Raw genomic sequence first — 15,719 nt, 5'->3', positions numbered from 1 at the left:
CGGTCTGCGCACGTCATTCGCGGGCGGCCGGGGTCGTGAGGTCGAGGGCCGGCGGCCCGGCTGCCCCGGCGCCCAGCCGGGCCAAGGAGAAGCCTATGGACTCGCTGACGCTCCCCGGTGTGCGGAACGTTCCGGTGTCACGGATCCGCGGGAAGCCGTCCCGGACCATCTCCGGTGTGGGGTCCTCCGTCCATACGACGCCGTCGGTGGCCCCCAGGAAGATCCGGGCGGTGCGGCGGCCGGCCGCATGGAGGAGTTGGCCGGTGCAGGGGGCGCTCTCGTGGGCCAGCAACGCCACCACCGGGGCGACGTGCCGGGCGGGAAACAGGTCGGTGAGCAGCGCGGTCGTCCGTTCGTCGTCCCGGACCGCCTCCAGCGACATGCGGGTCGCGGCGACAGGCACGACTGCGTTGACCTTGATGCCGTATGCGGCGCCTTCCGCTGCCGAGGAGGTGGTCAGCCCCAGTACGGCGCCTTTGCCCGCGGCGTACGCGCTGAGCCCGGTGTCGCCGAACAGGGCGTCGGAGCACGTGTTGACGATCCGCCCGTAGCCGGCGGCGGCCATGTGCGGCCAGACGGCCCGCAGCATGTTCAAAGTCCCGCCCGCGTGCGTATCCAGCACCCGCCGGCACTCGTCGTCGGTGAGCTCGTCCAACAGGCGCAGGATCGAGATACCCGCGTTGTTGACCAGGGCGTCCAGCCGACCCCACCGCTCCAGAGCAGCCGCGGCGAGGGCCCGCGCGCCGGCCGCGGTGGCCACGTCGTGCCCATCCGCCTGCGCTTGCCCGCCCGCCGCCTGGATCTCCTCGACCACGGCCCGTGCGGGCGCGGGCGACGCCCCGTGTCCGTCGGTTGCGGTCCCCACGTCGTTGACCAGAACCTGGGCGCCGCGCGCCGCGAGGAGCAGCGCGTACTCCCTGCCCAGTCCCCGGCCCCCGCCGGTCACCACAACCACGCGGCCGTCGAAACGGACCTCGTCACACCCCTCGTCCACCCGGCCCACCCACCCCTTCTGAACGGCACGCCGGGACGGCAGTTCTCCCCCGGGCAACCGCCCACCCTGCCCCGGCAGCCCGCGTCAGGGCAGGGGGCGCGCAGACTGAGTGGACGCAGCCGTGCGCACCCCAAGTGCCGGTGCACGCGGCGTGCGCCGTCCCGCGCTCCGGCACGCGCCGTCGCGTGACCGGGGCCGGTTCAGAGCCTGATGCTCTGAGCGAAGTGGAACAGGTTAGCCGGGTCGTAGGCGCGCTTGACCGTCACCAGAGGGTCGTCGTCGCCCTCGTAGTCGGCCCCGATCCGCTCCTGGTCGCCGGTACCACCGGCTGCACACAGTAGCTGCGCGAGCTCGCCGAGACCCCGGCCCCCATCTGGAGCGGCTCCTGGAGACCGGCACCGCCCACGGCCACCCCTGGCACCTGTGCTGGTCGCACGGCGCGGAGACCCACGAGAGGTACGCCGCCGACCACCCCGACGGGTTACGCCCCGAGGCCGTGAAGAGCCTGGTGAGCCAGCTGTGCGACGCCGTCGCCACCCTCGTGAACGGGGCGTCGTCCACCGGGACATCACCCCCGCCGACATCATGGTGCCCTCGCGCCGCGGCGATCGGGCCGACCTCGTCCGTCTCCCACGCCGGTGACTGGTGGTCGGTCGGCATGGTCGTCGCCCAACTGCCCCTCAGCCGGCACCCCGTCGAGCTCCGCCGGAACGAGGAGGTGCTCGCGGAGATCGCCACGCACGACCCCGACGTCGGCGGTGGCGCGCACCGGCGCACCCGCCTGCTCTGCGGGGGCCTGCTCACCCGGGCCCTCGTGCAGCGCTGGCAGGCGGACGAGGTACGGGCCTGGCCGGCCGGCCAGGACAGGCGGGATACATGGAGTTGGGTTGTTCCGGACGGGCTGTGGGAGATCGCGAAGCCGCTGATCTCGCCGGTCCGAGCGGCACGCGCCATGCCAAAGGCGGACGCTCGACCTGCATCACCACCCGTGCGGCGCCGCCAGACACCCCGGACCCGCGCAGCGACTCAGCTGTAAGTCGGGCCCCGGCCCGTGTCTCATCCCTACTTGGCGCACAGCACTCCGCGGTGCGCACCGGGGGGCAGCTTCTCCTCCGCGGCCCGCGGAAGCGTCTCGTCGCTGAGGATGTCGCACAGGTGCGCCATCCACCGCTTCGCCTCGGCAACCGACGGGATATCGGCAGGCTGACCGGTTGCGCCGGTCCTGGCGGTGGGTGCCGGCAGCCGGCGCAGCGGGTCGCCCTTGCCGGGCTCGATGACGGTGAGCACACCGGTGTGGTCGTACAGGAGCGCCGACAAGCCGTCGCCCGAGCCCAGCAGGTCGATGTGCCACCGCTGGTCGACGGCGACGGGAGCGTCGCCGAGCGAACCGCCGGCCACCGAGCGAGGGGAGGAGGGGGTGTCGGACCCGGCGTAGGCCAGCACCCGTGAACCGCCGACGGACACTGTGACTCCAGTCACCACCGCCTGCTGCCGGAAGTGTCGCTGTTTGAGGAGTTTCCCGCTCGGCAGTTCGTAGACGCCCAACCGCTGCTCGGTCTTCAGGCCCCTGACGAGGGTCTCGGCGACGGCCGCCCGGGTGAGGTCCGGACTCACGTCCACCGTCACGCCATGCTTGGCTGATCCCTTCAAGCTGAGCAGCTCCCGCCCCTGCGGCCTCGTCCCGGTCAGGTCCCACAGCTTCAGCGACGTCGTCGTCTCGAATGACGTCGCCTGGAGTCCCTCGGTCAGCGTGAGTAGGTGTTTCCCGCCGACGTCCAGCCAGAACGCGCTGACCGGCTCCGGCAGGCCGGGCATGATTTTCTTGATGCGTCCACTGGCCGTGTCCCAGAGGACGAGTCGGCCGTCGTTGCCGAAGATCCCGGTCTGGCCCACGAGCACCGTGCCGTCCGTGGAGAAGGCGAGTCGCGCGTACTGCGTCGGCAGGGTGAGGCCGGGGAAGTCGGGGAGTTCGAGGTCGGGCAGGTTCATGTCCGGCAGCCCTGGTATGTTGCCCACGTCTTTCGGAAACTGATCTCCTTCCCTGGGGCGCTCGAGTGCCCGGGTCTGCCCGGTCCGTATGTCATACAGGCGCACCGGCAGCCCGCCCGGGTCCGCAGGAGCCGACGGCACGGTGCCGGAGTCCAGGGAGATCGGTGCCCGGGCCGTCGCCACAAGGGAGCCGTCCGGGCTGACCGCCGTGACGTCCGCGTCGCGGCCGACGGACAGCCGGCGCGGTCTCGGACCGCGGGTGTGCTCCAGGACGACCTCCCTGCCGTCGGCGGTCCGTGAGGCGATCACCCGTCCTTGCGCGTCGGCGAGGGAGGAACTCGGCGACTGCTGCACCGACTCGGTGAGGAGCGCGTTCACCGACACATACCGCGGGGCGATCACGTCGGCGAAGCCGTAACGTGCGTGCATTTCGCCGAGACGCACACGGGTCTGCTCGGTGTCCTGCGTGCGGTAGGCGCGCAGGGCCAGCAGCAGCGCCGTGTATCCCGCCCCCCGGTCGCTGGGGTTGGCCAGGTCTTCTGCGTCGCGCGACTGCTGCAGCAGGATCCGGGACGCCTTCGTGGCCGCGACCTTGTCGGCGTCGCGTTCCCGGGCCCGGACCGCCAACCCCGCGGCCCCTCCGACGAGGCTGAGCACGACGACGAGGGCAACGAGCAGCGTGCGGCGGCGGCGTGCGCCCCGGACGCTCACCTCGATGTACTCCTTCTCCGCGGGGGACACTTCTTGCTGCCGACGCGCGTACCAGTCTCGGGCGTCGCGCAGATCCGCCCCCCGCAGCAACCGGCTGCGGGGGCGCCCGTCGGCCGCCCACTGGGCGATTCGGCGTCGCAGGTCCTCCTGCCAGAGCCGGAATCCGCGGTCGGCCTCGAAGAAGTCGCGGAGTCGGACCCAGTGCGTCAGCAGTGTCTCGTGGGCCAGTTCCACGGTCTCAACGGGCGCCCCGTCGCTTGCTCGGTACTCCTCGCCGGGCACGACCAGGCGGGTGGTCATCAGCCGCTGAGCGATGCGCCACTGTCGAGGAGGCAGTTCGGACCGGGTCAGGGTGCGGCGGGTGGGAGCCACCCGGTCGTCACCGGGGTGGACGAGCTGGACGAGCAGGGCGCGGGCGGCCAGGCGCTCCTCCTCGGTCAGGGCACCGCTCCAAATCTGTTCGGCATGGGTGACCAGCGCGTCGTTGACACGGCCCAGGGACTCGTAGGCGGCGTGCCCGATGACGCCGCGCTGCTGACGCTCCCACAGCCTGGTGAGCGTGAACTCCAGTAGCGGCAGTCGGCCCGGATCGCTGCCGAGGTCGCCCAGGATCCGGTCCACCAGACCCGGTTCGTAGCGGACGCCGGTGTGGTCCAGCGGACGCTCGACGGCCGCACGCAGTTCCGCGTCGGACATCGCGCCGACGGTGAACAACCGGTCACCGCCCAACAGCGGGCTGAGACCGGGGTGGTTGAGGGCAGGGGTGAGGAAGTCGGCGCGCAGGGCCGTCACGACCTGGAGCCTGGAGCCGGGGCGCAGGGCGTGCCCGAGTGCGGTGGCCAGCGCGTCCAGCTCCGCCTGCTCCGTACCGATGAGAGCCTCTTCGAACTGGTCCACGACCAACAACAACCTGTCCTTGCCCTGGCGGGCGAGCAGCCGGTCGACGATCTCGGGCATCCGGCCCTCCCGCAGCAGGCTCGTCAGGCCGGGCAGCTCGTGCAGACGTGCGGTCTCGGACAGGTCCGGCTCCAGTCGCGGCAGCAGCGCCAGGGCCAGGGCGGCGAGCGGGCTACGGCCGAGCTGTCCGGGCCGGAAGAGCAAAATCTCCCGGTCCTGCCGGGCGCGCAGAGCGGGCAGCGCTCCGGCGTGCAGCAGGGAGGACTTCCCGCAACCGGACGGGCCGACCACACTGATCGCCGGTGCGTAGTCGAGCAGGTCCACAATGCGCCGAGCCGGTTCCTCACGGCCGTGGAACAGCCCGGTGTCGCGTTCCTGGAAGGGCTCCAGGCCCCGGAACGGGCAGGCCGGCAGAGCGGTGTCGGCCAGGACCGCCGAGTTCTCGCGCAGAGTCTGCGTCGGGATGAGGTAGGCCGTGCGCACGTCCGGTCTGCCGTCCGCGGCGACGACCATGCCCACCACGCCGCCCTCGGCTACGTCCCAGACCGGAGCGCCGGAGAAGCCGCTCTGCACGCGGTGCTCGCTGGACGGATCGGTGTCGTATTGCAGCCAGCCGGTGCCGGTCCGCCCGCGTAACCAGCCGACGCTCCACGCGCCGTCGTCGTAGGCGACGGGGAAGCCGAAGGTGCGCACCCGGCGGTCCGGTTCGGCCACGTCCTCCACCAGCCGGGCCACCGTTGCCTTGGCGGGTGGGTCGGTGAGCAGCCGCAGGACGGCGATGTCACCGGACCCGTCGGCCCGGATCGGGGTCCACGACCCGATCCGTACCTCAGCCCGTCGGCCGGGCTCAGCCAGGGGGAAGTCGATCCATAATCGTGCGGCGGGTGGTTCCGTCACCATGTCGGACGGCGCGCCCAGCGCTCTGGCCACCACATGGGCACAGGTGATCACTTCACGGTGGCCGGTGAGGAACCCGGCCCCTTCCGGCTTGCCGTCGGCGTTCAGGATTCTCACCACGGCCGCGTCACTCGGCGCGGCACTGCCTTGCTTCACGATGTCCCCCGATCATCCAGCCGGCGACTCAACGCTGCCGAGGCGGCTGACGGGGATCAGTGTGGCTCCCGCCGTCCGATACGGCAATCACCCAGAACAACCACGGGTGCAGAGGGGACAGCGTCGTCCCGCACCTCATATCCATGGGAGTGGCGGCCGGAGTACGGGGCGGTAAGTGGGCCTGGATGTCGTCGGGTCAGGCGGAACAGGGCGACCGCAGTCGTGGGCTTGCGTCTGCGGGCCCGCGCGGCTTCGCAGACCGGTTCGCAGCTGTGGGCGCGGGCCTTGACCAGGGCGTGGAACAGGTCCTCGAGGCTGGTGTGCTGGTGAGTGAGCTGGAGCGGGCCGACGCGCGATCTCTCCGTCAACCTCATCCGTACAGGGCTGGAGAACAGCCCCGGCGACCTCCACACCAGGCGTCGTGGACCATGGCGAGGACCACGGCACTCGATGGACTGACTCGCCGGACGCCGCGGACTGAGCTTGGAGCCGCCGTCGTGGGCGTCAGCGGGTTCACGACAACGACTTCAGCGGGCTGAGGATCGAGTGGGCAGTCGCTTTCGCCACCCTCATCAATGGCTGCGTTGCAGGTCACTGGCACGGCACACGACGCTGACCGAAGAAGGCGCCTGTCGGTTGCCCTTCTCCCCGGGCGTGCGTAGCGTCCGGGTGATCGCGCCGCTCCACGGGGGAGGCGGCGGGTAGAGGGGTGAGCCATCGATGGCAGGACGTCCTGAGAGCCCGCTCGATCCGAGTGCGGGGCCGGTTGCGCGGTTCGCTGCCGAGTTACGCAAACTCCGGGCGGAGGCCGGGAGTCCGACGTACCGAACGATGGCGCAGCGCGCAGGGCAGGGGGCGAGCACGCTGTCGCAGGCTGCTGGTGGTGAGCGGCTGCCGACCCTGCCCGTCGTGCTCGCCTACGTGAAGGCGTGCGGCGGTGATCCGGAGGTGTGGGAGGAGCGCTGGCGGCAGGCGGCCGCTGAAGCAGCGGCGGAACCACGGGCCGAGGATGAGGATGTCGAGCCTCCGTACCGGGGTCTGGCCCGTTTCGAGCCGGGCGACGCCAATCTGTTCTTCGGCCGCGACGAGCTCACCGACCGCCTGGTCGAGCTGACCCGCTCCCACCGGTTCACCGCGGTGTTCGGTCCGTCGGGCAGTGGCAAGTCCTCTCTGCTGCGGGCCGGTCTCATCCCTCGCCTGCGCGACCCTGATTCGACAGAGCCCAGACCAACCGCCCTGCGCGTCCTCACCCCTGGCGAGCACCCACTGACCACACACACTCAGCGCATGGTGCCAGCCGATGGGGATGGAGACACGTGGCTGATCGTGGACCAGTTCGAAGAGCTCTACACCCTCTGCCCCGACCCGACCGAACGCAAGCAGTTCATCGACCACCTCCTGGCCGCCACCGACACGTCAAGCCGGCTGCGTGTAGTCATCGCCGTGCGGGCCGACTTCCTCGGCCATTGTGCCCAGCATCCGCGGCTGGCGGCCGAGCTGCAGGATGCCACCGCACTGGTCGGCCCGATGAGCCGCGACGAGTTACGCGAGGCCATCGTCAAACCCGCCCAGAGTGCCGGTCTCATCGTCGAACGCTCCCTGACAGCCTGCATCCTCGACGAGGTGGAGGGCGAACCAGGCGCCCTGCCGCTGATGTCCCATGCCCTGCTGGAGACCTGGCACCGCCGCAAGGGGCGAGCCCTGACCCGGGATGCGTACACGGCGGCCGGCGGTCTGCACGGCGCGATCACCCGCACCGCCGAAGACCTCTACGCCCGCCTGACCCCTACACAGGCCGCATTGACCCGGCGCCTCGTACTGCGCCTGATCACCCCCGGAGACGGCACCCCCGACACCCGCCGACCCACACCCCGCGCCGAACTCGACTTCGCCGATCCCGCCGACACCGACACCGTACTGGAACGCCTGGTCAGAGCCCGGCTGATCACCGCCGACGACGCCACCGTCGACCTCGCCCATGAAGCCCTGATCACCGCCTGGCCGCGACTGCAGGCCTGGATCGACGCAGAACGGGACCGGTTGCGTCTTCACCGCCAACTCACCGACGCCGCCAATGCCTGGCAGAGTGTCGACCGCGACCCGGGAGCCCTGTATCGCGGCGTGCGGCTCGCAGCGGCCGAGGAGGCATTCGAGGCGACCGGTTACCGTGCCGCCCTCACCACGCGGGAAGCGGAATTCCTCACCGCCAGCCTCGAGATGCGCCGTCGAGAACAGCGGGCGGGGGCCCGCGCGACCCGGAGGCTGCGCATCCTGATCGCAGTGTTGTCCGTCTTGAGCCTGGTCACGACCGTGACCGCCACGATCGCCTTGCAACAACGGGCCAGCGCGCGCACCGAGCGCAACACCGCCATTTCCAACAGGATCATCACCGAAGCGGACCAGTTGCGGGGCACCGGCATGTCCGGCATGTCACCGCAGACCCAAGACGTGTCGCTCGCGGCCCGGCTCGATATCGTCGCCTACCGTCTACGGCACTCTCCGCAGGCTTATACAAACCTCGTCGCAGCCACGACCGCCGTGCTGTCCACGACCCTCAGCAGTGAGCCGGACTCGGCCGGCAACGTGGTGTTCAGTCCGCGCGCGCAGGTCCTGGCCGCCGTGGAGGCCGATGGTTCCGGTCCGGCCCGGGTACAGTTGTGGAGCACCGCCGCATCCGCGCATCCCAAGCGGTTCGGGCACCTTCCCGACGACCGCCGCACCGAAGTCACCGCGGTGGCGTTCAGCCCCGACGGGCACATCCTGGCCGCCGCCACCGCTCCCAGCGAGGGCAGCGATACAGACACTGGTACTCCGGCACGACTTCAGTTGTGGGACGTAACCCGTCCAGCACATCCAACCCTGGTCGGCACCAGTGCTTCTACCCCCGACAGGGTCGACACGGTGAACTTCAGCCCTGACGGGCGCACCCTGGCCAGCACGGGCGACAGCGGCAGGATCCGGCTGTGGGACGTCACCGATCCGGTATCTCCCCGACTCCTTGAACCCCTTCTGCGCGGTTCGCGCAATGGCTTCGGCGTCGTAGCCTTCGCCCCGTGGGGTCACCTGCTGGCCGCGGTGGAAGAAGACCGAGGTGACGCGGTGGGCTTGTGGGACGTCGCCGACCCCGCACACCCCCGCCGTGTGTGCGGCCTACCGTCCCAGCACGTCACCGGACTGGCATTCGCCCAGCGCGGTCACCTCCTGGCCACCACGAGCGGCGGGAAGGAGGCCGCGGTACAGATGTGGGACGCCGCCGACTCCGCACACCCACGACGCCTCGGTGAACCGATCACCGCTGATTCCGCCGTAGTCGAAGCGGCCCAGCTCAGCCCGGACGGTCACACCCTGGCCGCTGTCGAGGACGGCTCGGTGCGTCTGTGGAACGTCAGCGATCCCTCCAACCCAATGCCCTGGGACAAACCTCTCGCGGTATCCACCGCTTCCGTGGCGTTCAGCCCCGACGGGCGCAGCCTGGCCACCGGCGGCGACGGCGTTCACCTGTGGAGGCTGCCGGGAACGGTTCTGCGCGGCTACCCCGGTCCCGTCCACCAGACAGCGTTCGACTCCACCGGCCACCTGCTGGCCACCGCCAGCGATACCGTCGGGGATCAGGACAACCCCGACATGGAAAGTGCCATCTGGCTGTGGGACACCACAGACCCCGCCAACCCCCGGCGTGTGAGCGTCAGTCCCTCCCACTCGGTCCACGCGATGGCGCTCAGTCCCGACGGACATCTCCTGGCCACCTCGACTGCGGAGGTGGACGGCAGCGCGGTGCGGCTGTGGGACAGCACCGATCCGGCTCGGCCCAGAGTCGTCGGGCACCTGCTGGACCGCCGTGGCAGCGAGACCATCGCTGTGGCGTTCGGCGCCGACGGACACACCCTGGCCACCGCGAGCACCGATCAGAACGGTGACCGCGTCCGGCTGTGGGACACCAGCGACCCGGCCCACGCCAGACGACTGAGCGCGATCCCGTCTCCCGGAATCGTTACCATGGCGCTCAGCCCCGAGACGGACCTCCTCGCCGTCGCGACCAATGGCAACGACGGCGGCAGCCAGGTACAGCTGTGGGACATCGCCGACCCGGCACACCCGATGCGCTTGGATCGCCTGTCGACCGGACACCGCGCCACCGGGGACTTCACTCCCGTGCTGGCGTTCAGTCCCGATGGTCAACTGCTGGCCACAGCAGACAGCGGTACGAATCTCACCGACGTGCGGCTCTGGGACACCAGTGAGCCAGCTCACGCCGAACGTCTAGGACACCTGCAGGCCGGAGGCAAAGATGATCTCGGGCTCGTGCTGGCGTTCAGCCCCGACCGGCGCATCTTGGCCACGACAGGCGCCGGCGAGGACGGAGCCAGGGTGCAGTTGTGGGACACCGCCGACGCGGCACACCCCACGCGTCTGGGACACCCCCTCTCGGGCCACACGGACACCGTCAACGCGATGGCCTTCAGCCGCCACGGACACACCCTCGCCACCTCCGGCAACGACGGCACGGTTCGACTGTGGGCAACAGACGCCGACCAAGCCATCGCACAGATCTGCGCCGCCACCGGGAGCACTCTGACCACCCAGCAGTGGAATCAGTACGTCGGAGCCCTTCCTTACCGATCGCCCTGCCCGTAGCCCGCCTCCGACGCCACGCTGATTCGACGTCGCCAAGCGAGTGGGCATGTCCACCGACGCGGTCGGCAAGATCAACAGGAAGCTGGCGAAGCGCCGCATCCTCCCCGGTTTCGATGGGAACGCCCCTGCACGGTGGGAGGCCCAGTGATCAGCAGCGACGACAAGAAGAAGAACCTGGAGCTGCTTGAGGAAACAGCAGGCATGACCGCCAACCAGCGCCTTGTTGTCATGCTGTACGGGCTCCACCCCACCGACCGGTCCGGTGCCGTCCTGGAGACCGCCGCCAACCTGGCCAAGCTCGTGGGCATGGCTCCTCATCCGGCTGGCTGGAGGAGACCGAAGACCGCACCTGATGTACGTCACGTCAATGAGGTGCGGTCTCCAGGACGCCTTCATTGACACCGCGGCACATACCACCGATCACGCCGACGGCTTCGCCGCTCCGGCACGGTCAGACGATTCGAGAGAAATGGCCTAGACCACGGAGGGACGGTGCGGGTCGACCGGGTCGATCTCCCGCTCATCGAAGAGGCTCTCCAGGGCCTCGAGGCCGTGTTCGCGGCGGTGGTCCTTCTCCGCCTTGGTGATCGGCAGCAGCCACAGGAGGCGGGCGTGGGCCGTTTCGTCCAAGACGCAGACCTCGAAGTCGGGGCCGTACGGGTACGGCAGGCTGATCAGGTAATGGTCGCACGCGGAGTCGTCGAGCCACGGCCTGCCGATGGGTACGGTGTGCCCGACGTCCAGCCGCTGATGGTCCGGGCCGCAGTGGTAGTACGCGTTCACGGTGAGGCTTTCCCGGTTCAGCCAGTCGTCCCGCGGGGCCGCGAGGAAGAACTCCGTGCCGTGCCCGCCCTCCTGGGTCGCCGCCCAGCAGCCGGACGTCACGTACACCCACCACCCGCCCGACCCACCGGGGTGGATCCGGAACACACGGAACCCGGGCACCCGCTCCTCAATGGGCCCGTCGACGCCCGGCAACTCGTCGATGATCTGCCCGGGAAAGTGCCGCTCCAGGTGCGCACGCAGGGCCGCCCGGGCGGCGAGCAGGGAAACGGAAGACATGGTCCGATCATGGCAGCCGCGTGGGCTGTCGACCACAACGGGGCTCCGCGCAGGGAACGGAGACAGCTGGGGGCCTGTCTTTCGCATCGGGCCAGGCTTGCGGCGCGTGATCGATCCGTAAGACAGGCTCTGGTAGTGCTTTGTTACCTCGGTGATCTTCCCTGGCAGGGGGCATCTTCGTGGCTGTGAAGCTCGGGGAGGTGGAACGGCTCCGTGGTGAGTACGCACATCCTCCCTCTGGGACACGTGGGCCAACACCCATGAACGGCATGGGGGCGTTCGTTCCAGTCGGCGAGCCAGCTGCGGATATCGCGTTCGAGCGGTTGAAGGAGCCGCACGCCCGTATTGCGCTCCCTCTATGTGCGCCATGCGCCCCCACAGCGCAGCCGTGCACCCAGAGAGGCAAGGCGATCTGTTTCGGTCAGTGGCGTCGGCCTTGATAATGACGTGACGTCAAGTGTGGTCACGGACGGGGGAGGAACTGTGGCGCGCAGAGGGGCACTCGACGGACCCCATCGAGAAGTGATCACGGAAATCGCCAGGGATGTGATCAAGGAATTAGCCCCGGAAGAAGTGCCGATGTTCTCGGCGGTCAGCCAAGCGTACTTCGCCGATCCTCGACGGGCGATGTCCGGAAAGGGGTCACGGAGGTCGCCGCTCGGGTTCGGATCCGAAGCGGTCGAACTCGTCTTGACGCCGGTCGTCCTGGCCGCCACGGCCAAAGCCGTCGAATGCCTGGCGGAAATACACTTACAGCACGTCACGAGGGAAGGCACCGTCTCAGCCCTGCGACGGATCTTCCGTTTCGGACAGCGCTCGCAGGGCGCGACCGCACCGGATGACGCTGCCGAGAGCGCATCCTCCGGAACCGCCGCCATCGAATTGCGGCAGGAGGACATCGAACCGCTCAGGCACGTGGTGGAAACGACCCTCCACGACTGTGGGGTCGCTCCGGAGAGCTCCCGTCTGATAGCGGACGCGATCATAGGCCGGTGCCGCGCTCCGCGGCCGACCAGCTAGCACCGCGGCCGCGCCATGACCACGAACAGACAGGCATTCACCGGACGGCGTACCGGACAGCGGGCTTCACCCGGTCTTCCCGGCGGTACGACCAGCCGGTTCGTCCTTCTGATCGCGGCCGTGGGTGCGGGTGGCCTGTACGTGTTCCTTCAGGCCTACTTCCTCGTCCCGCAGAACGCGGACTATTTCTTCGGCACCTTCAGCCGATGCTTCCAGGACCGCCGGATCTCGCTCCCGGACCAGACCAGCCAGGGCTACGAGGAATCGCGGCGCCTGTTGTCGGCCTGTGAGCAGCCCGCCTTCGTGGACCAGGCGCAGTGGGTCGGCATCGGGTTCCTGCTGCTGTGCGCCGTGTCGTTGGCTTGTTACCTCTCCCACCCCTGGTGGGTGACCCGCAGCAGGTGTGAGAGGTTTCCGGCACTGCAGAGCCTGCGCTCGCGGACGCTGTCGCGGTTTCCCTCGAAGGACAAGCCGGACGAGCGGGAGATGGCGGAGTACCTCGCCGATCTGTGCCGTTCGGTCGGCGTGCAACCCGAGCCCGTCTGGCTGCTGGACACTTCGGCAGGTTCGTTGAACGGGCTCACCTTCGGCCTGCCCCGGCGACGGCGCGTCATCATCGACTCCGGTCTAGCGAAGCGTTTCCACAACGACCGCGACATGTTCCGCGCCGTGATCGTGCACGAGCTGGCCCACCTGCGCAATCGCGACGTCGACAAGACCTATATGGCCTTCGGTATCGGGTGGGCTTTCCTGATCGTCGCGGTGATGCCCTTCGGAGCGCTGGCTCTGCACAGTGCGTGGTCCGGCGGGCCACCCGTGGTCCCTTCAGGCGCCCTGCAGTACCTCGTGGACGCGCCGCATGCCCTGGGGCTGGCGGCCGCCCTCACCCTGCTCGTCCGCCTGGTGCGGAACTCGGTCCTGCGGGCCCGCGAGTTGCACGCCGACGCCACGGCTGCGGCGGAGGTCGGGTACGAGGGGGCGGCGGCGATCCCCCGGGGGCTACCGGACCGGCCCACCTCGGGCCAAGGCCCCGCACGCGCCGCCTTCGCCCGGCTCACCCGCCGGCTGGGGTACTGGCCGACACCCGAGACGCGGCAGCGCGTCCTGCGCGAACCGGCCCTGCTCACCCGCCCGACCGCGTGGGAGATGCTGGCCGCCGGAGTCGTGGCAGGCGTCTTCACAGCCAGCGCCGATGACCTGGTGGACACCCTGTTCCGGCTGCTCCTGGGCAAACTCAACACCCTTTCGGGCAACCTGACGGTCGGCTGCGCCATCGGCGCCGGACTCACGGGAGTGCTCGCCGCAGCCGTGTGGCGCACCGCCGCGGCGTCCGACCTGGAACCTCGGCCCCCCAGGGCTGCCTGGCTGGCGCTTCCCACCGGACTCGTCGGGGGGTACCTCGCCGGAGCCAGCCTGCCTCTGATCACGGACGGAACCGAGCTGCCAGCCACCACGATCGAGGTCCAGGGCTTCGCCTGGCTGCTGAGAACGGGACCGGTTCTGCTGGCCGGGGCCATATGCGTCACGGTCTGGCTCGTCTCCGCGGCCCGCGGCCTGCTTCCCCGGGCCCCGGGTCGGAAAGCTCTGTACGCGGTGGCGGCCACGTCCGTCGTCTCCTTCGCCCCGTGGTTCGCCGTCTGGTACTCCCTCCGGCGAGTCGACGCGAGCAACGCATTCCAGCCCGTCCTGGGAGACGCCCCGGACATCGGCTCCTCGATCGGCTGGTACACGGTGCTCGGCCGCTGGACGGGCTTCACATGGACGCCGCTCACCGTGCAGGGACAGCTCCCGTCCGCCCTGGTGGGCCTGATGCTGCTCTGGCTCGTGCCGCTGGCCTTCCTCCTGTTCTCGGGCAGGGTGAGCGGCCCCGATGCTGACGTCCGGCCACGGATCGGGACGGCTCTGCTCGTGGGCCTGGCCGGAGGGATCTCCGTGGTCGCCGCGGGCACGGCTCTGCCGTTCCTCACGCGGACCGCACTGCCGCCGGCCGTCCTGCACTATTCCGGAACACAGCAGGACACGGGGTTCCCGGCCGTCTACTGGCACTCCTACATCGCCCTCGCATGCGTCGCCCAGGGGGCCGTGGCCGTGGTGCTCTCCGCGACTGTCCGAAGGCACCGGCCCGCACTGGTCCTGGCCGCCGTATCGCTGACCGCGCTGACGGCGGCTCTCGGCCGCGCGCCGGCCTTCGCGGTGGTCGGCTGCACCCGCCTCTTCGGCGCATCCACCCGCCACTGTTCCGTCCCGTTCGACCCCGAGGTGCTCGCGGGGGACCTGCGGACCATCACCTTGCGCGGGCTGCTGGCCGTCATTCCCGCAGCCGTGCTGGGAGCCGCCGCAAGAGCGCTCGCCCGGAGCCGGAGACCCGCACTGCGCGACACGCGCCCAGCAGGCGGCTGCCGGATACCTGCCCGGCCCCTTGCCTGGACCGTGGCCCTGGCCCTCGTCGTCCTCGTCGCAGCCGACGTCGCTTCCGTGGCTCTCGCACTCCCCGCAGACCAGTACGTCTGGGAGATCTGGCTCAGAGGCTGACACCTCACGACCGCAACCGACTGGCCTCACGCAGGCCGGCCACGGCAGCCGACCCCGTCAGACCGCGAAGGACGCCGGCGCGGGAAGCCGCGCCGCCTTCAACGGCGGCCAGCCCGCGCGCAGGATGGCTCAAAGCCGCGAGCGTCACCGGCCTGCGCCCACAGCCCCTGCGAGCGACTGCTGCTCCTGGCCGCCGACACCAACCCCGCCACCTTCGACCTCGCCCGCCTGTTCCCCGGCACGCCACTCAGCTCATGGGCCTTGGCCTGCTCCCGTTCGGCACCATGAGGCGGGCGAACGGGCGTTCACCATCGCTATCGAGACCGTGCGTTGGTCTGCCTCGCGCATCTAATCAACACTCGGGGCTGGGCCCGGTTACGGGGCGACGAGCCGCCCGCACCATCGCTGGAGCCCACGGCGTTCCGCTGGCCGAGGCCGTCGAGCGGACCAAGTGGCTCCCCACTGGAACGCCGTGTGAGGCCAGTCGCCTGCACGCCCTGCGCGGACGGTGCCCTGATCAGCTGATTCAAGGATGCTCCAAGATTCGGGCAAGGTCCCGTGAGCAAAGTGGTGGCCGTCGAACAAGTGCGGCGGCCCGGGCCTTCCGGCCAGGGCCTTCACCGGAGGAAGGGATACCGATGGACATCCGCAAGATGATCGCAGGGCTCGCTCTCGGAACCACCGTGGGACTGGGTCTCATGGCCGCACCTGCCCAGGCGGCTCCCGCAACGTCGCCCAGTGCTGCCGCCAGCACGAAGAGCGTCTTGGACGGCCGGAGCGCACAGGCGACCAAGCACTTCTACAGCAGTCACTGGACCCGTGCGGA

The 15,719-nt window shown here is 70.0% G+C and carries 9 protein-coding genes and 1 pseudogene; 6 read left to right on the top strand and 4 right to left on the bottom strand.

The genetic code is table 11. The features are described 5' to 3' along the window. Positions 1–13: 13 nt before the first annotated feature. Complete coding sequence (locus ABZ923_RS00150; protein WP_361464630.1) at positions 14–994, bottom strand: SDR family NAD(P)-dependent oxidoreductase; 981 nt, start codon at positions 992–994, stop codon at positions 14–16. A 200-nt stretch (positions 995–1,194) separates the two neighbouring features. Further along, positions 1,195–1,563 carry a BBE domain-containing protein gene (locus tag ABZ923_RS00145; protein WP_361464628.1) on the bottom strand — a complete coding sequence of 123 codons (369 nt, stop codon included), beginning with the start codon at positions 1,561–1,563 and terminating at the stop codon, positions 1,195–1,197. Between ABZ923_RS00145 and ABZ923_RS00140 the strand changes: the two genes are divergently transcribed. Then, positions 1,491–2,030: a hypothetical protein gene (locus ABZ923_RS00140; RefSeq protein WP_361465266.1), complete on the top strand. Its 540-nt coding sequence runs from the start codon at positions 1,491–1,493 to the stop codon at positions 2,028–2,030. The genes ABZ923_RS00145 and ABZ923_RS00140 overlap by 73 nt on opposite strands. Positions 2,031–2,056: 26 nt before the next feature. Here ABZ923_RS00140 and ABZ923_RS00135 read toward each other — a convergent pair whose 3' ends face one another. Continuing rightward, complete coding sequence (locus ABZ923_RS00135) at positions 2,057–5,644, bottom strand: serine protease (RefSeq protein ID WP_361464625.1); 3,588 nt, start codon at positions 5,642–5,644, stop codon at positions 2,057–2,059. A gap of 831 nt (positions 5,645–6,475) precedes the next feature. On the opposite strand from ABZ923_RS00135, the gene ABZ923_RS00130 reads away from it, so the two are divergent. The 3 genes and pseudogenes from ABZ923_RS00130 to ABZ923_RS00120 all read left to right on the top strand — a co-directional run bounded on the left by ABZ923_RS00130 (position 6,476) and on the right by ABZ923_RS00120 (position 10,678). Beyond that, entirely contained in the window at positions 6,476–10,279 is a 3,804-nt protein-coding gene (locus tag ABZ923_RS00130) for a hypothetical protein (protein WP_361464623.1), read from the top strand. Between the two features lie 25 nt (positions 10,280–10,304). Beyond that, a pseudogene (locus tag ABZ923_RS00125) lies at positions 10,305–10,427 on the top strand (MarR family transcriptional regulator); the annotation flags it as partial. After that, the gene (locus ABZ923_RS00120) at positions 10,427–10,678 is read left to right on the top strand and encodes a hypothetical protein (RefSeq protein ID WP_361465227.1); all 252 of its coding nucleotides are present in this window, start codon (positions 10,427–10,429) and stop codon (positions 10,676–10,678) included. The pseudogene ABZ923_RS00125 and the gene ABZ923_RS00120, both read left to right, overlap by 1 nt. 75 nt (positions 10,679–10,753) lie before the next feature. Here the strand turns inward: ABZ923_RS00120 and ABZ923_RS00115 are convergent, their stop codons facing one another. Continuing rightward, on the bottom strand, positions 10,754–11,341 hold the full coding sequence (locus ABZ923_RS00115; RefSeq protein WP_361464621.1) for a suppressor of fused domain protein: 588 nt from the start codon (positions 11,339–11,341) through the stop codon (positions 10,754–10,756). 522 nt (positions 11,342–11,863) lie between these two features. Between ABZ923_RS00115 and ABZ923_RS00110 the strand changes: the two genes are divergently transcribed. Next, positions 11,864–12,361, top strand: coding sequence for a hypothetical protein (locus tag ABZ923_RS00110; RefSeq protein WP_361464618.1), 498 nt, complete (start codon positions 11,864–11,866; stop codon positions 12,359–12,361). Between the two features lie 15 nt (positions 12,362–12,376). Next, positions 12,377–14,893 carry a M48 family metalloprotease gene (locus ABZ923_RS00105; protein WP_361464616.1) on the top strand — a complete coding sequence of 839 codons (2,517 nt, stop codon included), beginning with the start codon at positions 12,377–12,379 and terminating at the stop codon, positions 14,891–14,893. Positions 14,894–15,719 lie beyond the last annotated feature (826 nt).

It is taken from the genome of Streptomyces sp. NPDC046881 (genome assembly GCF_040645015.1).
Classification (GTDB): Bacteria; Actinomycetota; Actinomycetes; order Streptomycetales; family Streptomycetaceae; genus Streptomyces.
The sequence above is the reverse complement of the archived record's forward strand: the minus strand, read 5'-3'. Positions and strand labels throughout refer to the sequence as shown.